Source organism: Geomicrobium sp. JCM 19055 (assembly GCF_000698185.1).
Lineage (GTDB): Bacteria > Bacillota > Bacilli > Bacillales > Marinococcaceae > Geomicrobium_A > Geomicrobium_A sediminis.
On the sequence record NZ_BAXL01000019.1, the window covers coordinates 23,834 to 42,123 of the forward strand.

An 18,290-nucleotide genomic window follows, 5' to 3' on the forward strand; every position below is an offset into this window, starting at 1 on the left:
AAGGGGAACGTGACAAAAAAAGGAAGATCCATTCGTCCACTTTGAGGGAGAAGCGCTACGCTATTCTGAGGTGTTGCGACGAGCAGATGGCTTTGCCCGACACCTAGCCAGCCTCGGAATTAACGCTCGTGATCGGGTGGCATGGCTCGGAACAAATCATCCACATTTCATTGTTTCCTTACTTGCTTGTTCGAAACTAAATGTCACATTCGTTCCGTTGAACTATCGGGGAAAGTATGCGGAATTGCAGCAGATGGTTGAGGACAGTGGCGCAAAAATTATCGTGAGTGAACGTCGTTATCGTGAGCTGGCAGACGACTTAAATACGCACTGTCGTACAATTGAACAGGTTGTTTCGGCAGAGGAAGTGTATGTGGGGCAAGAACCGCTTGCTGTTACGCAAGGCGCTAATGATGATTTGGCATATTTGATTTTTACGAGTGGGACGACATCACAGCCAAAGCCTGTGATGATTACGAACAAAACGATCGCAAACTTTCTTAGGGTGTATCCGAATGCAGACTCAATTGGTAAGACGGTCTCATTGCTTCACGCCCCGAACTTTCACATTGCAGGTTTGTTAAATGCGCTTTTATCCTTAGTAGGAACGAATCATATTGCGATGCTTCGACAATTTAATGCTCGTCAGTGGCTACAAGCTGTAGAAGACGTAAACGTTACGAAAACATTTCTAGCTCCAACGATGATGAAGCTAATCACCGACACGCTTCAAGAGCGTCAGTATGATCTTAGCAGCTTGCAAAGTATTGTGTACGGGTCAGCGAAAGCTCAATTACCGGTACTGGAAGCCTTTATGAATGGTTTACCAGAACAAACAGCAGTCACCCACGTGTATGGCATGACGGAAACGTTGTCCACAATTACGCTATTAGGATCTGACGTGCATGATGAACATCGCAAACGTCCAACTGAACAGACGAAGAGACGCATTCAATCGGTCGGAAAGCCACTTCCTGATGTGGAAATTCAAATTTGGGATCCTGAAGGTCAAGTGTTACCGGCTTATGAAGTAGGAACGGTTGTGGCTCGTACATCGCGAACGATGCAAGGGTATTACAATCGTCCAGAGGCGACGGCAAAAGCATTACAAGGCGGTTGGTACGTATCGAGTGACGCGGGATATCTAGATGAAGAAGGGTACTTGTATGTTGAAGGACTCTTGACGACATGATTATTCGTGGTGGTGAGAACATTGCCCCGAATGAAATTGAGGAAGTCTTATTGTTGCATGAAGGCGTATACGACGTTTCGGTCGTACCTCGTGTCAGCGAAACGTGGGGGCAAGAAATTGTAGCGGTCATCGTGCCAAGTCACGCGAAGAACACCTACAGTGAAAAAGAACTCCAAGAGCATGTAAGGCAACACTTGTCTAGTTTCAAAGTTCCTTCTGCATGTCATTTTGTTGATGAGTTGCCTCGTAACGCCACCGGTAAGATATTGAAGCAACCTTTAATTAAGGCAGTAGAAAACTTAAAAATGTAAGCGTTAACATATGAAGATTGAATGTCGTGTGAGCGAACGGTTATGTGAAAAAAATTCGATGGAGGCGATGAACGATGACACAGCTGACGTATCCGCAACAGCCTGTGCACCACATATTAAAAGGGAGTGCAAGGCGCTATGGGGAGCGGCTCGTGTTAATTGACCAAGAAGAACATCTCACCTATGAACAGCTTTATAAAGATAGCCTGAAATTCGCTCGTGCCCTCGTAAGGCTTGGTATTGAAAAAGGCGATGTTGTTTGTGTGCATCTTCCGAACTGCTCATCGTTTCTTGTTGCTTATTACGGGACGTTGATGAGTGGGGCGACATTTACACCGGCCAATCCCTTATTATCTGAAGATGAGTTGTCTCATCAATTAAACGATGCGAGAGCACGAGTAATCATTACATCGAACTCAGCAGTGTCTTTTAAAGAGACATTGATCGAACACATCATCTATGTCAGTGATGAAGGTGTAGAAGGTTTGAATTTCAAACAACTGCTTCAACAAGAGGAAGCCACCCCGGTTGCAATTGACGTAGATGTGGAGAGTGATTTGGCGCATATTGCATACACGGGAGGTACAACTGGAAGAAGTAAAGGCGTTATGCTTACGCACGCGAATGTTGTCACAAACGTTGTTCAGTCGTGTTGCTTTACAAACGGAGGCGTAGCGGAAGTTGAAGATGAAGCGATCGTATTAAATGAATTACCAGGTGATAAGGAGAAGTATGCCATACCGTTTGGTACAGGAAGGTTACTAAATGTAACGCCTTGGTACCATGCCATGGGAACGGTCGGTTATTTGAACAATGTGCTACTGCAAGGTTCAACGATTATTTTAATAAAGCGGTTTGAGCCCAAATCATTTCTAGAGGCGATTGCTTACCACCAAGTGACATCGGTCGGTGGAGCAGCGCCGATGTTTCATGCACTCATTAATGTTCCAGGCATTGAGAAGATGGACCTTAGTAGTGTGAAGCAAGTTCGTTCAGGAGCATCGCCAATTTCTAAAGTTGCATTAGAGAAGTTAAAAGGCATTTTCCGTAATGCAACAGTTACCGAAGCATACGGGTTGAGCGAGGCGACGATGATGTTAACATCGAACCCTGCAGAAATTGGAGGAAAGACGAAAGCGGGCTCTGTAGGAATTCTACGTACGATACAAAGATTCGCATTGTAAAAGAAGACGGAAGTGAAGCGGCGACAGGAGAAGTTGGTGAAGTAGCTGGCAAAGGACCACAAATCATGCAAGGGTATTTGAATAATCCGGAAGAAACAGCGATCGCCTTACGTGATGGCTGGCTTTACACCGGTGATTTAGGTTACGTAGACGATGAAGGGTACGTATACATTGTCGATCGCAAGAAAGACTTGATCTTATATAAAGGATACAACGTCTATCCGAAGGAACTTGAAGAGATTCTGTACCGACACCCAGAAGTTGCAACAGTCGCAGTTGTCGGTGTCCTTCATGAAATTAACGGTGAAATCCCAGTCGCATTTGTCGTGTTGAAAAACGATCAACCAACAGAACCGATGAAACAGGCGTTAATGGGCTACGTAAACGATCAAGTAACACCGTATAAAAAAATCCGTGAGGTCGCGTTCGTCAAGGAATTACCGACAAGCGGGGCAGGGAAGGTTTTGAAACGAGCGTTAAGAGATCGCGCAAGTGAGTGGCTGAAATTAAACCAATAAGTGTTCATTTATACTTGTCTACGTGGTCTGCTCACGAGCAGTTTAAGGGGAAACAGCTGTGGTCGTAAAATAAATAGAAATTTCAAAAGATTAATTTGACATTTAAAAATTGAACCCATAGAATTTATGTCAATAAGGTGTGATGATATGTCATTGAGAGAGCGAAAGAAAGAGAAGAAGATCAATGAAATTATGAATTCTGCCATGGGTTTAATCTCAAAAAAAAGGATATCATGCAACGACGATGGATGATATTGCAAGTGAGTTACTCATGACGAAGGGGTCGTTGTATTACTATTTCAAGGATAAAGAAGACCTTGTCTTTTATTGTACGAAGCAGTTGCTCGGTGAGAGTATTCAGCAGGCAGAAGAAATTGAGCGATTAGACGTGAACAGTCACGAGAAATTGCACAAAGCCATCGTTGTCCACATGGAATACTTATTAACCGAAAGGTCAGGCTTTGAAATTGGGTCAAAGCCGAGGTCGTTCTTTTCTGGAGAGAAGCTAGACCACGTCGTGAAACTCCGGCACGATTATGCATCGTGTATGGACCGTATGATTGAAGAAGGTATGGCGTCTGGAGAGTTTGAGCAAGGTGATGTGAAAGTAAAACGGAACCTTTTATTAGGTGCGATGAATTACTCAATTTCTTGGTACTCACTCTCGGGCCCATTAGACATTACCGAGACGGCCCATAAAAGTGCTGAACATTTAATGAAGATGTTTGTGAAGTAACGGAAGGGAGGAACGGGAAGTTTCATCATGTGATTTTGAAAGCGCAGTCACTCGAGCGATGGATCGGAAATTGAGGTCATAATATACGACGCAATAACAACGAGCGTTGAATTAAAGAGGAGATGTTACGATGTACGAAGTGATTTCTTTGGAGAAAAAAGGTCCAATTGCAATTGTAACGATCGATAACCCACCGATGAATCCACTCAATATTCAAGTACGTACTGACTGATTTCTATGGTTCGTGATCTTGAGCAAGACGATGATGTTGTCACGCTCATCATTCGAGGAGCTGGAGACAAAGCATTTGTCGCTGGAGCGGACATCAAAGAGTTTCCGCAACGCTTAAAGCAACAACAGCAATCACCAGATCAAGAAAGTGTCTTTGAAGTGGTTGCGAATACACCAAACCTACGATTGCTATGTTGAATGGTTATACGTTAGGCGGTGGGTTAGAACTTGCACTAGCGTGTGACTTGCGTGTTGCTGAAGATCATGTGAAAGTTGGCTTCCCTGAAATTAAGCTCGGTTTACTTCCAGGTGGTGGCGGGACGCAACGCTTACCGAAGATCGTCGGACCATCAAAAGCGAAGGAAATTATGTTTACAGGTTCTCAAATTGAAGCCGAAGAAGCGCTAGCACTCGGTCTTGTGACGGAAGTCGTACCAAAAGGTGAAGGTATGGAGAAAGCAGAGCTTCTCGCAACGAAAATCTCCCGGCACTCGTTACAAGCACTCTCGCGAATTAAAAGCTGTGTAAACGTAGGAGAAGAACAACCGTTGAGTGAAAGCTTGCAATATGAACGGCAAATGTTCCAAGAGTTGTTTAGTACCGAAGATGCCAAAGAAGGCATTAGTGCATTCATTGAAAAACGTCGACCAGTCTTTACACATAAATAATCACAAGGCGAAGTCAAACGTCATTGACTTCGCCTTTAGTATAAAAGAAGAAATCGTCTAAATTTTATTGACAAAATAAGTTTTTATATATAAAATTTTCTGTAAGCGATTACAGTTAAGGGTAGTTTGTTTCGACAAGAAATCACGTTGTAGTCGCATGAGAGTCCCGGTGATTTTTACATAGGGGCGGATTGAAGGAGGTACTCCACCGTTGCTTACTGGAGATCAGAAGAAAAAAACAAAAAGCAAAGTATAGTGTACCTGCTGTAGATAGTGCATTTAGAATCTTAAGGTTACTAAGTCGCAAGAAGTTCAGTGACAGTACAGTAACAGAAATCGCAAACGCGTTAGAACTGCAGCCGACAACGTGCTTTCGAATTCTACAACAATTAAAAGAAAGCTCGATTGTAACCTTCCATGAGAAGTCAAAGCGTTATCGCTTAGGGCCTTACCTCGTCGTACTTGGTGAGCGGGCGAAGGAGAATTCTCTCGACTTGGCGTTAGTATTGCCGTACCTTGAGAAGATTTCTGAGAATACGGGTCTTACATCTGTGATCGTAAGTCGGGTAGGCAAGATGAAGACAACAATCGTTGCGAAAGTAGAAGGTGGAGACTTTGGCGTTCATGTATCAGTCGGTCGTCATTTTTCAATTGAAGCAGGTGCCTATGGAAAGTGTTTACTCGCTTACATGCCGCCAGAGGAACAACAAGACATTTTCCGAGAGCTTCATGAGAGTGATACGTTTGAAGACGTCTCAAAGATTCAACAAGAACTACCAAGTGTCGTAGAGAAGGGATATGCGACAAACTACGGAGAGTCGATTGAAGGAATCTTTGGTGTTGCAGCACCGATTTTTAATGTGAATCACGATGTCGAGATGAGCATTTGTTTGTTTGGGATGACAGCAAGGTTGAAACAAGATGAACTTGAAGAGCTCGGAAGTTATTTACATAGTATTTCTAAAGAAATCAGTCGCAAGATTCAAGGGGCTGAACAATTCTAAAAGGAGTCGATGCTATGCAGCCGTCATTCATTGTTAAAGAGAAAGTAGGTACGGTTTTAAGGATTGCGCTAAATGTACCAGATACAAGAAATGCACTTTCCATGGAGTTACGTTCTGAACTGTTGCAAGCGTTAGAGGACGCTGAACGTGATGAAGACGTTCGAGTCATCATTTTAACTGGAGAAGGAAAAGCATTCTCCGCAGGTGGAGATCTAAAAGCGTTAAAAGGAATGACAACACTTAAAGGTCGACAGCGATTGCAACAGTCACAACCACTAATCTTTAAGATGCTAGATATCGAGAAGCCGATTATCGCTTCGGTGAATGGACCGGCTGCCGGCGCTGGATTTAGCCTCGTACTTCTTTGTGATTATGTGATCGCTTCTGAACAGGCGTTTTTCGTTCAGTCGTTTGTTCATGTGGGGCTCGTTCCAGATTTTGCGGCGCTTCACTTTTTGCCGACACTAATTGGCAAGCAAAAGGCAAAAGAATTGATGTTCTTAGGAGAGCGTGTGACCGCACAAGAAGCTGAACAATTAGGCATTGTGAATCGAGTTGTCGCTCACGACTCTCTGCAAGAGGAAACGTATGAAGTTGCCAAACGGTTGGCGAGTAAATCGCCAGTATCGATTGGCCTTACGAAGAAATTACTGAATTCTCATATGAATCGGGATTTAAAAACGTTGCTAGAACTTGAAGCGAGTGCTCAAGACTTATGTTTCCAGTCAGATGATTTTAAAGAAGGTGTATCGGCGTTTTTTTGAAAAGCGTCAACCTGAATTTAAAGGAATGTAGTAGATCGCACATTCATGCCAATGAAAAGATGATTCGATGGAAGCTTTGTTACGAGGAATTAAAGTGCTGGACTTAACGCGGTTACTTCCAGGTCCATATTGCACGATGTTTCTATCTGATCACGGAGCGGATGTTATCAAAGTGGAAGAGCCAACGCTCGGTGATTACGGAAGAAGCACTGAACCAATTGTTGACGGATATAGTGCAAGGCACTTGTCAGTGAACCGCAACAAACGTAGCCTCTCACTGAATTTAAAGAGTGAAGAAGGAAAAGAAATCTTCTTAAAGCTCGTTCAAGATGCAGATGTCGTTGTGGAGAGCTTTCGACCAGGTGTGATGAAGAAGCTCGGATTGTCATATGAAGAACTGACGGCGTACAAAGAAGACCTCATTGTCTGCTCAATCTCAGGTTTTGGTCAAGACGGACCTTACGTGAAACGCGCAGGTCATGACCTTAATTACATTGGGTATGCTGGCATCTTAGGATTAATGGGTGAAAAGGGACAGACACCACCTCCTCCGAGCGTACAAGTGGCCGATCTTGGTGGCGGTTCATTAATGGCCCTTTCTGCCATTCTAATGGCTTTGTTTTCGAGGGAAAGAACGGGCAAAGGACAATACATTGATATATCGATGTTGGATGGTGCGTTGTCTTGGCTTTCTGCAATCGCTGGAGGTCACCTTGAAAAAGGAGATCTTCCTCAACAAGGAGAGTTCAGATTGTCGGGAGTGAAGGCAAGTTATTCCGTGTATGAAACGAAAGATGCCAAGTACATGGCGGTCGCTCCGATGGAAGAAAAGTTCTGGCGTCGCTTTTGTGAACTGATTGGTCGTGAGGACCTCATTGAACACCTTCATGATTCTCTTGAAGGTCAAAAGCAAATGAAAGAAGACCTCCAACAACTCTTCTACACGAAAACGCAAAAAGAATGGACCGATTTACTTGCGCATGAAGAAACATGTGTAAGCCCTGTAAATGATATTGAAGAAGTGTTGCGTGACCCACAAGTTGAAGCACGGAACATGATTATCGAGACAGAGCATCCTGAGCTTGGAACGTTAAAGCAACTGGCATCACCACTTAAATTTTCTGGTGCCGATGCGCAAATAGAACGAGAAGCACCAACGCTTGGACAACATACCGATGAAATTCTATCGGAACTTGGGTATTCAAAGGAAACGATTCAGCACCTACGACAAACCAAACTAATTTAATGGAGGTTTTTTTTCAATGACAGTTGTATTTTCAGAAGAAGTTAAAATGCTAAAAGATACCGTGAGAGGTTCATAACGAATACCGTTGAGCCGGTCGCTCATGAGATTGAAGAAAATGACCATATTCCAGCAGAAGTGATGAAGAAAAGTAAGGAACTTGGGCTGTTCGGATTAAGTATTCCAGCTGAATATGACGGTCTTGGCATTACGATGTATGACAAGTGCGGGATTTACGAAGAACTCGGAAAGACCGTGAACGGTTTTACTACGGTTATTGGAGCACATACAGGAATCGGTAGTGTCGGCATTGTTGAATTAGGGAACGAAGCGCAAAAACGCAAATACTTACCCCCGATGGCAAGTGGTGATTGGATCGGTGCATTCGCACTTACTGAACCGAGTGCAGGCTCAAACGCTGCCAACTTAAAAACGACAGCTGTGAAAAAAAAGGAGACCACTACATTCTTAATGGTTCCAAGCACTTTATTACGAACGGTACGATCGGTGACATATTTACCGTTATGGCAGTTACAGATGCAGAAAAAGGTGCAAAAGGGATTACATCGTTTATCGTTGAAAAAGACTTCCCTGGATTTATCGTTGGAAAAGTCGAAGAGAAAATGGGTCTGCACGGTTCACAATCAGTTGAATTATTTTTCGAAGATTGCGAAGTGCCTGTCGAAAACGTACTCGGTGAAGAAGGTCAAGGTTATGTGAACGCGTTGAAAATCCTTGCAAACGGACGTACTGGTTTAGCGGCAAGAAACCTAGGTTCTTGCATTAAGTTGTTGGATCTTTCAATGAAGTATTCCCTTGAGCGAATTCAATTCGGCAAGCCAATTTTCGAGCAGCAAATCATTCAACATTACTTAGCGGACATGGCAACAGACATTGAAGCACTATCAGCAATGACGTACAAAATTGCCAAAGACACTGATGAAGGCAAAAAAAAGTCATTAAAGAAGCGGCAATGGTCAAGCTTTACGGATCAGAAGTGTACAGCCGTGTCGCTGATTTGGCGGTACAAATTCATGGCGGTATGGGTTACATGCGTGAATTCTCAATCGAGCGTTACTATCGTGATGCGCGCATTACAAGAATCTACGAAGGAACGTCTGAAATCCAGAAAAACATTATTGCGGCTCAGTTGAAAAAAAGAATATTCATAAGAGGTGATTGTGGATGAGAGAAGTTGTTGTAGTGGATGGTGTCCGTACGGCAATAGGTCGTATGGGTGGAACGTTAAAATCAGTTGAACCAGATTATCTAGCGGCACATGTCATGAAAGAACTACTCGAACGCAATCAATTTGATGGGAATGATGTGGATCATGTCATTCTCGGGCACGTCAAACAGAGCACAGAACAACCGAACATTGCTAGAAAAGCAGCACTAAGAGCAGAGATACCGATTGAAGTTCCTGCGTATACGGTTCATCGCCAGTGTGGTTCTGGTTTGCAGTCAATTAATAACGCTGCTCAAGAGATTATGAGTGGGTTAGGAGAAGTGATCGTAGCGGGTGGTGTTGAGAGCATGAGTTCAGCACCGTATTACATTCGTGGCGCACGTTTCGGGCTTCAAGCTGGCAACAGTGTGATCGTTGATCCGAATACCGAAAGCCAACCGAAGGCGCAACCAGAAGAAGTGTATGGCCACCACTTAACGATGGGCTTAACCGCGGAGAATTTAGCGGAGCAGTACGATATCTCCCGTACAGAACAAGACGAATTTGCACTGCGTAGCCAAGAGCTTGCAAAGTTAGCAATTGAGCGTGGCGAATTCAAAGATGAAATCACACCGTTTGAAGTGAAAGAACGAAAGCAGACGATCTTGTTCCAAGAAGACGAACATCCACGGGCGACGAACCTTGAGAAGCTCGGCAAGCTAAACGCCGTCTTTAAACAAGGTGGAACGGTCACGGCTGGGAACTCGAGTGGTCGAAACGATGCGGCCGCAGCAACGCTCGTTATGTCAAAAGAAGAAGCAGAGCGCCGTGGACTGCAACCGAAGCTACGCGTTGTTGCGCAAGCAAGCGCGGGTGTCCGTCCAGATTATATGGGGATCGGTCCTGTACCATCAACACACAAAGCACTAAAACAAGCTGGTCTCACGTTAGACGATATTGATTTGATTGAGTTAAACGAAGCATTTGCAGCGCAAGCATTAAGCGTCGTGAAAGAACTCGGAGCAGATCTAAACCGTGTGAACGTAAACGGCGGTGCAATCGCGCTCGGTCATCCACTAGGTGCAACGTGCAACATTCTTACGATTAAATTAATGAACGAAATGAAAGTAAGAGGAAGTCGCTACGGCTTAGTAACGGCGTGTATCGGTGGAGGACTTGGAATCACGACAATTTTTGAAAACTTACAGGTGTAAGTGATGATTCCATATACGCCAATCGATCAAGCAATCGCACAGATCCCGAAAAGTGGGACCGTCGTTCTTCCAGGTCTTTCAGGGGAACCATTACACCTCCTCGACGCACTCGTGTCAGATCGTGAACGCTTTACAGGTTTGACGATTTACCATATGCCACTTGCAACGCCATGTCATTATGCAAATCCGTTGTATAAGGAACATTTTCAGATTCGTTCGTTTTTATTAAACGGTCAAGTGAAAGAAGCAGTTAAACAGAACATGGCTGAGTATGTGCCGATGAACCTATCAAACGTTCCAGGTTATATAGAGACTCTACAGCCAGATGTTGCGTTCATTATGTGCACAGAGCCGAACGCCGAAAGGCATGTAAGCTTAGGCGTTTCCTGTGATTATACGCTGGCTGCACTTTGGGCGGCAGACGTTGTGATTGCCGAAGTGAACCCGTCGCTACCATGGACAGACGGTGCGCCTGTCATTTCTACGGAAGAGATCAACTACTTCGTAAAAGGTGAAGGGCAATTAAACGAGCTGTCGGCCGCGGTGCCAGGTGAACTTGAGCAACAAATCGCAACACATGTGGCGGCGCTCGTACCTGACAAAGCGACGATTCAAGTAGGAATTGGCTCTTTAGCAAATGCGGTCGTCGCATCGTTGCATGATAAACAAGAGCTCGGTGTTCATACAGGGACATTCCCAGAAGCGATGATTCAATTAATCAACGATGGGGTCGTCACAAATGAACATAAAGAAGTGGATCAAGCAAAGTCGTGGCCACGTGCCTCGTCGGTTCAAAGGAACTGTACGCCTTTGCCGATTGCAATCCCCTGATAGCGTTGCAACCGTCCAACTACACGCACCATACCGCAACAATTGCTAAGCTTTCCAATTTCATTGCCATTAACTCTGGGATTGAAGTCGATCTTGTCGGCAACATCAACGCAGAAATGATTAATGAAACGTTTGTTGCAGGTGTGGGTGGACAAATGGACTTCATGCGCGGTGCGATGGCGTCTCATGGTGGAAAGTCAATCATGCTTTACCGTCAACGGCAAGTCGCGGCAAGCGATCAAGAATTGTCATGAACGTCCAAGGGTTTACTTCTACGAAATCGGACGTTCATTACGTCGTTACAGAGTACGGGATTGCCTCGTTATTCGGGAAGAGCACGAGTGAACGTGCAGAGGCATTAATCGACATTGCCCACCCGGACTTTCGGGAGGCACTTCGACAAGAGTTTTATGAACAGGTTGGACAACATGAACCAAAGAGCGTGTAAAGAGAGAGATTGGAGAAGGAGAGATTTTCGTGATGAAACGTTTTGATACACGCGTGGCTGTCGTAACAGGCGCGAGTCAAGGAATCGGTGCAAAAACGGCAGAGATGTACGCATTGGAAGGCGCATCGGTTGCGCTGTTTGATGTGAATGTTGAAAAAGCCGAAGAAGTTGTAAAGCAAATTGAAGAGCAAGGCGGCACAGCCATGGCCGTACGTTGTGATGTGAGTAACAAAGACGAAGTCGAAGGTGCGATGAAACAAGTCGCTGAACGTTACGGCCGCATCGATATTCTCGTAAACAATGCTGGAGTGACCCGAGACAGTCTGTTGTTCAAATTGGAAGAAGATGACTTCGATCTTGTTATCGATACACATCTAAAAGGTGCGTATCTCTGCTCAAAAGCGGCACAAGCGTACATGGTAAAGCAAAAGTACGGCAAGATCGTGATGCTTTCTTCACGTTCAGCACTCGGTAACCGAGGGCAAACGAACTATTCTGCTGCCAAAGCAGGGCTTCAAGGAATGGCCAGAACCCTTGGCATCGAGCTAGGCCCATTCGGCATTAACGTCAACGCGGTTGCACCGGGCTTTATTGAAACCGATATGACAAAAGCCATTTCAGAGAAAACAGGCATTCCGTATGATGATGTGAAACAAGGCGCGATTGATCAGAACAATATTAAACGCGTAGGAACGCCAGAAGACGTCGCCAATACTATTCTATTCTTAAGCTCAGACCAAGCAGGCTATGTGACAGGCCAAGTCATTTACGTTGCCGGCCGCGTCGTCGGATAAACGTAAACCATCCGTAGTACATTTCTGCGGATGGTTATATAATTGACACATGTTTTATTTAGTGATAGTATATACTATCCAGAGGGTAACCTCTGCCTCATACACCATGGGGACGATACGGATTCGACAGGAATAGGTCGAGCTTAGACCGCGAGTCGAGCTGGGTAGGCTCGTAAAAATGCCCACGCCTATAATTGGCAAAGCTAAAGAAACTTTCGCAACACCAGCTCTAGCAGCTGCGTAAATAACGTTGCGGATCCTTCCTTCTATCGCCCATGTGGAAGCTTCGAAGGGTCTCACTTATTAGTGGGCTTCGCTGTCTGACCCCCGTCTGAGGTCAGCAGAAGAGACTAAACAGACTAGCGTTCATCTAAGCCTGTTGCTAGGCCGAAATGATCGCGAAATGATAATATAGCAACTACGCTCGTAGACGTTTAAGTATCGTTATTTCTGGACGCGGGTTCAACTCCCGCCGTCTCCACCATACATAGAGATGGTGGTTTTTTTTGTGGATTTGTCACTTGAACCATAAGTTTGCCAAAACGGCAAGCTTATGGTTCTTTTTACTTTTGGCAATTTTATGGTTGCAAACAAGGATAATTTATATGAATTTTACTTTAAGGATGGGATCTCATTTACTCGAGAAATCTTCAACAATCGGGCCAGATTGTTGAATTAACACCGGATAAAATAATTCCCTAATACGTTGATGAGGAATAATACTAACCCTGAAGGGCCCGTTGAGCGTTATCTCTCTGCAATAATATACTATTTGCTGATGAATTAATCGTGTTTAAATATGGAAATAGGACATATCAGCAAGGAGTAACAAGTATGAGCCTCATTCCATTTATTTTGTATTGCTTTATTGTCACAGCTACGCCTGGTCCTACAAACATTTTAATCTTATCAGCTGTACAGAATTACAGCATAAAAGCCGCATTACGTTTTACGTATGGATCAGTTTTAGCTTTTGGAATACTCTTGGTAAGCTCAGCTGTTCTTAATACAGTGTTTATAAACATTCTTCCTAATATCATCATTTACATGCAATTTTTTTGGCACTCTATATATGTTGTATCTAGCCTATCAGATCTATAAAATGGATGTAACCAAGGCAAGTACTTCTAAAAATAGCGCAACATTTTATACAGGATTTTTATTACAGTTTTTGAATCCAAAAACTGTTATTTTTACTTTAACGGTTATCCCGAGTTATGTACTACCATACTATAATGGCTTTGTTCCATTGACACTTAACATTTTAGGAATTACAGTCATTGCTTTTATTGCATTTTTGCTCTGGATCTTATGCGGAGCCATATTTAAAGAGTTATTAAGAAAATACAGTACAATAACAAATAGTATCATGGCGTTATTTTTGGTCTACGCTGCGGTGATGATTTGGTTCTAATGGGTGGTGATTTTTTTTGAATACATTTAATTACAAAAACAGTTATGGACTTACAGCTCTCTCAGCAACTCTTGCGGATTTCTCTTATAGCAAGCATTCCCACAATGATTATGCGTTGGGTGTCACCAAGCGTGGTATTCAGCACTATGAACTAGACGGAGAGCTACAACTCTCACACCCAGGTGGTGTTATGCAGTTTAATCCTGAACAAGTGCATGATGGTCGTGCTCATGATAAAAACGGTTTAGAATACATTATGGTATATATTTCACCAAAAATGTTAACAGAAGCAATTGGAGTTAATGATGGTTTTAAATTTACGGAGCCAGTCATTTATGACAAAGTGATTCAAAGCTTGATAACGCAATTAACCTATGGAATCTTTCATCAACATAGCGAGATACGATGCTTAGAATTACTTACCGAACTTGCTTCACAGCTAAATCCTATGAAAAGCAAGATAATCGGTAAACAAGATTCTTTGATTCAAGAGATTAAGGAATCTCTCCATGAAAAAGTAAAGGAAGCACTTGTTATAGATGAACTGAGTAAAGAGTATGGCATGTCAAAATTTCAGTTCATTCGTTTTTTTAAAGAACAAACAAAAACCACACCTTATCAATATTTTTTTGAATCGGAAACTAGAAGAAATCAAAAAAACAACTTGAGAATGAAAGTGATGTATACTCAATCATCACTGATTACAATTTTGTTGATCTAGCTCATATAAATCGTCAATTTAAAAGAATGTTTGGCATAACAGCAAATGAGTACATAAAACAAATTGGGAGATGTTGAAATGAAGCTTTATGAAGGGGAATCTATATCATTTAAGCGCAGTTTTACGAAAGAGGATGTAGAACTTTTCACAAAAAATCTCTATGGATAAAGGAGAACATCACGTCATCCCTGATCAAGAAGGGAGACTGGTTATTCAAGGGTTACTCACTGCCACAATGCCAACAAAGATTGGTGGCGAGAACAATGTGTTAGCCCGAACGATGACATTTGATTTTAAGAAACCTGTTTACTCAGAAGACACTATCCTTTGCAAAGTAACTATTAATAAATTAGAAGAAAAAGAAAATGGAAGGACTTCCATTTCAGCATCTTTTACTTGTATAAATCAACATGATCTGGAAGTTTTGGAAGGAACTTTTACTGGAGTAATCATGCAATGATATTTATGTTAAAGGGCGCAATCCTGTAATAAGAATTGTACCTAGTAGTGCTATTTTTTTTCTTCAATAAAAAGTGGCTATTATCTAAACAACCGTTTTATATGTGGCTTTATGGGTTTCAAAATTGTTTCTTGCAATGGTTCAATCACAGATTGAATCGGAGCTAATTTCTATAATATATTGAATATTCATTTATAGTTGTGACATCTAATCTAACAGAAGGACTTAGACAATCTAGTAAAAAAAGAGACAGTCTTAAACTGCCTCTTTTTTTTAACTTATGCAATTGGTCTCTTACATTTTATTTCACTTACAAATGTAGAACTCAGTAGTAACAATCCACCAATAATTTGTAGTATCGTGAACTGTTCTTGCAATATTATTCCAGATATTAATATTGCAACGAACGGGTCAACATAGCTTAACATTGCTATACTTTGTCCTTTTAAATGCTCCATACCAGAAAAGAACAACCAAAAACCTATACCTGTATTTACAATACCTAGTATTAGGATGAATGGAATTGATGAGGAAGAAACATATAGAAAATCGAATCCTTCTGTCAAAAGGACGTATGGTAATAAAATTAAAGCCGTAACACCTAACTGAATAACAGTTACTTCTAAACGGTTTAGGTGCTTAATAAATTTATTTAATAACATTAATCCTGCATAAAAAGCAGCAGCAACAATGCCAAAAGAAATACCCAATATATCGTTAGTTCCCGTTGCGGTTAATCCATTCCCGACAATCAAAATTAAACCCAAAATTGCAACTAGAATACATAATAATTTTTTTTAAATTGAGCTTTTCTTTTAATACAACTGGCGAAAGTAGCATTACAAAAACAGGTGCGGCATAGTAACCAAGTGTAGCATTCGTAAGTGTCGTATAGTCATAAGATGCGTATAGGAAAATCCAATTACCTGCTAAAGCAATTCCTGACACAAAGAGGATTAATGCATAACGTTTAATTTTAGACCAAGAAAAGTTTTTTCTCTTAATCTTATATAGAAAGGTTAGAAATAAACAACCAATAGCACTACTTAATAAAGCTGTTTCACTCGAAGTTAAATCAATGAAACGAACAACTAAACCGATCGTTCCAAAAATCATCATTGACAATATAAACTGTATGCTAGATTTCATTTTCTACTCCTTTAAATCTGCGAAACAGTTTATATTTCGCAGAATATTAATCTGATTTGAATATAAGATTAAAGAGTAGAAATGGTGGTGGTGACGTTGCTAAACGAACAATTGGGTTAATTGTATTTGATAAAGGCATATGAAAAGTCCTCCTCTTAATTGTTTTGATCTCCAGAGTATATAGAGTTTCGTCAATAAGTCAACAAGGTTAAATATAAACTTATAAGAGGTTAAAGTTGTTCTTCAGATCTAAAGGTTCTAATTATTTCGTTGAGGAACTTCTGAGATATAGGTGATACTAAATCAGTTTGATTATAAATGACCCCTACAACTCTTTTATAATGTAATGATGGCAAATCAATTTGTTTAATGTATTTATTGCCTTCTAACTTGGGTAAAAAAGAAATGCCTAAGTTCGAGGAGATTAACCCCGCGATTGTGTCGATTTCTTCGCCTTCAAAACTGATTTTTGGTTTAAATGGCAACTCTTCAAAGATTTTATCTGTAATGCTCCTAATCCCGTATCCCTGCTTTAAAATAACGAACTCTTCATTAGCTAATTCTTCAATTGAAACTTCAGGTGATGATGTGAGTTTATGATGATTTGAAACGGTTAAAAAAAAGTTTTTCTTCCCATAAATCAATACTTTTGTAATTCCTTCCTAATTCTTCTCCTGTTAATGTAGTAAAACAAAAGTCTAGATCTCCATTGTAAAGTGAATCAATTAAGATTGTTTTGTTTGCTTGTTTTAATTTAAAAGTGGTTTTAGGGTATTTGGCTTTAAAGCCTGCTAACAAAGAAGGAAGCTTATTAATTCCAAGTGTATGGAAAAACCCAATCGAGATTTCTCCTTGGTTAGGGTGAAGTTGTTCTTCTATATTTTTTTTAGCAATTTCCATTTCTTTCTGGATCGAGAAGGCATGTTCTCTGAACATACGACCATACTTATTTAACTTGATTCGTTTGTTTTCACGTATAAATAGGGGCACTCTTAATTCTTCCTCAAGTTTGGAAATAGAACGACTTAAAGCAGGTTGTGTAATACTCAGCTCTTGTGAAGCTTTTGTCATATGTTCATATTCCGCAACTTTAAGAAAATATTTGATATATTGCCATTCCAATTTGTTTCACCTCATTACAAAAAGTTATTAACTATATATTTATTATACATTAGAATTTATTGATAAAATGCTCTACCATACAACTACATGCCATATAACGTTGGAGGTAAGGCTATGAATATAACAAAAACATTAGTTGCTATGACGGCAGGGGCTTTTGTTATTTATACAAGTTTATACTGGGTTCAGCCGCTTATCATGTTTTTTTTCTGAACGTTTCAATCAATCGCCTGCTTCCGCCAGTTTGGTACTTTCACTGACTACAATAGCCATAGCATTTTCTCTATTACTCGCTCCTCTTGTTTCAAATGAACTGGGTAGAAAACGTACGATGGTTCTCGCATTAGTTTTGACCTCATCGCTTAATTCAATAAGTTTGATTGTAGATAATTTTTATTGGCTATTATTAATTAGATTACTCATAGGCATATGCATTTCAGGATTTTTAGCATCGGTTATTACCTATCTAAAAGAAGAAGTAGAAAGAAACAAGTTGGGAATGGTTGTTGGAATCTACGTTGGGGGAACAGCACTAGGTGGGGTTTTAGCTAGGATTATAAGTAGTTCAATGATAGGTTATGTTGAACTTAATACACTTGCATTTATTATTGGTATCGTTACAATGTTGGCTTCAATATTCTTTTGGTTATTACTTCCCTCATCTAAACATTTTATTAAACGAAAGTATTCAATTCGTAATCTTGGCACTGGTTTTATCGAGTGTTTACTTAACAAAAGAATTCTAAGCATTTATATTTGTACTTTCTTTACAATTGGTATCTATACATCAGTCTTAAATTACATTTCATACCCTTTGGCTGAACCACCGTTCCTCCTTAATCAATCATTTATTGGTCTCATTTACATAGCAACATTATCTGGAGTGATTGGTTCAATTTTATTCGGACGATTTGTAGAACGCGTTTTCGATATTTCACTTTATCGAATTGCATTAACTATAATGACTGTGGGGGTCATACTAACAACTTCATCTTTTTTTATGGCTTGTAATTACTGGATTGCTGTTACTTGCTTTTGGTATATTTGCAAGCAATACCATTGCGAGCAATTGGATTGCGAATAATTCACATGAGCCTTATAAAGCCGAAGCTAACTCA

Annotated in this window: 17 protein-coding genes, 1 other RNA gene and 6 pseudogenes; 21 read left to right on the top strand and 3 right to left on the bottom strand. The window is 41.2% G+C overall.

Features of this window, described 5'->3' with window-relative positions:
- Positions 1-28 precede the first annotated feature (28 nt).
- The 20 genes and pseudogenes from JCM19055_RS16290 to JCM19055_RS16360 form a co-directional block, all read left to right on the top strand.
- Positions 29-1,192, top strand: a pseudogene (locus JCM19055_RS16290) (class I adenylate-forming enzyme family protein); the annotation flags it as partial.
- A complete protein-coding gene (locus JCM19055_RS16295) occupies positions 1,189-1,503 on the top strand; it encodes a hypothetical protein (RefSeq protein WP_042360472.1) in 315 nt (104 codons plus the stop codon). The pseudogene JCM19055_RS16290 and the gene JCM19055_RS16295, both read left to right, overlap by 4 nt.
- A 74-nt stretch (positions 1,504-1,577) precedes the next feature.
- Positions 1,578-2,687 carry a class I adenylate-forming enzyme family protein gene (locus JCM19055_RS16300; protein ID WP_052366447.1) on the top strand — a complete coding sequence of 370 codons (1,110 nt, stop codon included), beginning with the start codon at positions 1,578-1,580 and terminating at the stop codon, positions 2,685-2,687.
- A 65-nt stretch (positions 2,688-2,752) separates the two neighbouring features.
- Positions 2,753-3,205: a class I adenylate-forming enzyme family protein gene (locus JCM19055_RS24395; RefSeq protein ID WP_052366448.1), complete on the top strand. Its 453-nt coding sequence runs from the start codon at positions 2,753-2,755 to the stop codon at positions 3,203-3,205.
- Positions 3,206-3,437: 232 nt separating this feature from the next.
- A pseudogene (locus tag JCM19055_RS30105) lies at positions 3,438-3,518 on the top strand (TetR/AcrR family transcriptional regulator); the annotation flags it as partial.
- A 27-nt stretch (positions 3,519-3,545) separates the two neighbouring features.
- Positions 3,546-3,941 (top strand): TetR/AcrR family transcriptional regulator C-terminal domain-containing protein, encoded by a 396-nt coding sequence (locus JCM19055_RS16305; RefSeq protein WP_265182284.1) that lies wholly within the window; start codon positions 3,546-3,548, stop codon positions 3,939-3,941.
- Between the two features lie 237 nt (positions 3,942-4,178).
- Entirely contained in the window at positions 4,179-4,370 is a 192-nt protein-coding gene (locus tag JCM19055_RS32060) for an enoyl-CoA hydratase/isomerase family protein (protein WP_370543184.1), read from the top strand.
- Positions 4,367-4,840, top strand: coding sequence for an enoyl-CoA hydratase/isomerase family protein (locus tag JCM19055_RS32065; RefSeq protein ID WP_370543185.1), 474 nt, complete (start codon positions 4,367-4,369; stop codon positions 4,838-4,840). Before JCM19055_RS32060 ends, JCM19055_RS32065 begins: the two co-directional genes overlap by 4 nt.
- 191 nt (positions 4,841-5,031) lie before the next feature.
- A complete protein-coding gene (locus JCM19055_RS16315) occupies positions 5,032-5,844 on the top strand; it encodes an IclR family transcriptional regulator (protein WP_042360473.1) in 813 nt (270 codons plus the stop codon).
- 14 nt (positions 5,845-5,858) lie between these two features.
- Positions 5,859-6,608, top strand: a complete 750-nt coding sequence (locus JCM19055_RS16320; RefSeq protein ID WP_042360474.1) for an enoyl-CoA hydratase/isomerase family protein — start codon at positions 5,859-5,861, stop codon at positions 6,606-6,608.
- Positions 6,609-6,675: 67 nt separating this feature from the next.
- Entirely contained in the window at positions 6,676-7,854 is a 1,179-nt protein-coding gene (locus tag JCM19055_RS16325) for a CaiB/BaiF CoA-transferase family protein (RefSeq protein ID WP_042360475.1), read from the top strand.
- Between the two features lie 16 nt (positions 7,855-7,870).
- Positions 7,871-9,040: pseudogene (locus JCM19055_RS16330) on the top strand (acyl-CoA dehydrogenase family protein).
- Positions 9,037-10,233, top strand: a complete 1,197-nt coding sequence (locus tag JCM19055_RS16335; protein WP_042360476.1) for a thiolase family protein — start codon at positions 9,037-9,039, stop codon at positions 10,231-10,233. Before JCM19055_RS16330 ends, JCM19055_RS16335 begins: the two are co-directional and overlap by 4 nt.
- A gap of 3 nt (positions 10,234-10,236) precedes the next feature.
- Positions 10,237-11,064 carry a hypothetical protein gene (locus tag JCM19055_RS24400; RefSeq protein ID WP_052366450.1) on the top strand — a complete coding sequence of 276 codons (828 nt, stop codon included), beginning with the start codon at positions 10,237-10,239 and terminating at the stop codon, positions 11,062-11,064.
- Positions 11,004-11,512: pseudogene (locus tag JCM19055_RS30110) on the top strand (acetyl-CoA hydrolase/transferase C-terminal domain-containing protein). Before JCM19055_RS24400 ends, JCM19055_RS30110 begins: the two are co-directional and overlap by 61 nt.
- 32 nt (positions 11,513-11,544) lie before the next feature.
- Entirely contained in the window at positions 11,545-12,306 is a 762-nt protein-coding gene (locus JCM19055_RS16345; protein WP_042360531.1) for an SDR family NAD(P)-dependent oxidoreductase, read from the top strand.
- A 108-nt stretch (positions 12,307-12,414) separates the two neighbouring features.
- Positions 12,415-12,790, top strand: a transfer-messenger RNA (tmRNA) gene (ssrA, locus tag JCM19055_RS25745).
- A 618-nt stretch (positions 12,791-13,408) separates the two neighbouring features.
- On the top strand, positions 13,409-13,720 hold the full coding sequence (locus tag JCM19055_RS32070; RefSeq protein ID WP_370543186.1) for a LysE family translocator: 312 nt from the start codon (positions 13,409-13,411) through the stop codon (positions 13,718-13,720).
- Between the two features lie 16 nt (positions 13,721-13,736).
- Positions 13,737-14,441, top strand: coding sequence for an AraC family ligand binding domain-containing protein (locus JCM19055_RS16355; RefSeq protein WP_052366453.1), 705 nt, complete (start codon positions 13,737-13,739; stop codon positions 14,439-14,441).
- Positions 14,442-14,519: 78 nt separating this feature from the next.
- Positions 14,520-14,901: pseudogene (locus JCM19055_RS16360) on the top strand (MaoC family dehydratase N-terminal domain-containing protein).
- Between the two features lie 278 nt (positions 14,902-15,179).
- Here JCM19055_RS16360 and JCM19055_RS16365 read toward each other — a convergent pair.
- The 3 genes and pseudogenes from JCM19055_RS16365 to JCM19055_RS24420 form a co-directional block, all read right to left on the bottom strand.
- Positions 15,180-16,050: pseudogene (locus JCM19055_RS16365) on the bottom strand (DMT family transporter).
- A 230-nt stretch (positions 16,051-16,280) separates the two neighbouring features.
- Positions 16,281-16,694 carry a LysR substrate-binding domain-containing protein gene (locus JCM19055_RS24415; protein WP_052366454.1) on the bottom strand — a complete coding sequence of 138 codons (414 nt, stop codon included), beginning with the start codon at positions 16,692-16,694 and terminating at the stop codon, positions 16,281-16,283.
- Positions 16,645-17,172 (bottom strand): LysR family transcriptional regulator, encoded by a 528-nt coding sequence (locus tag JCM19055_RS24420; RefSeq protein ID WP_052366455.1) that lies wholly within the window; start codon positions 17,170-17,172, stop codon positions 16,645-16,647. The genes JCM19055_RS24415 and JCM19055_RS24420 overlap by 50 nt, the downstream gene beginning before the upstream one ends.
- 157 nt (positions 17,173-17,329) lie before the next feature.
- Here JCM19055_RS24420 and JCM19055_RS25750 point away from each other — a divergent pair, with 157 nt between their 5' ends.
- Positions 17,330-18,256, top strand: a complete 927-nt coding sequence (locus tag JCM19055_RS25750; RefSeq protein WP_081833785.1) for an MFS transporter — start codon at positions 17,330-17,332, stop codon at positions 18,254-18,256.
- Positions 18,257-18,290 lie beyond the last annotated feature (34 nt).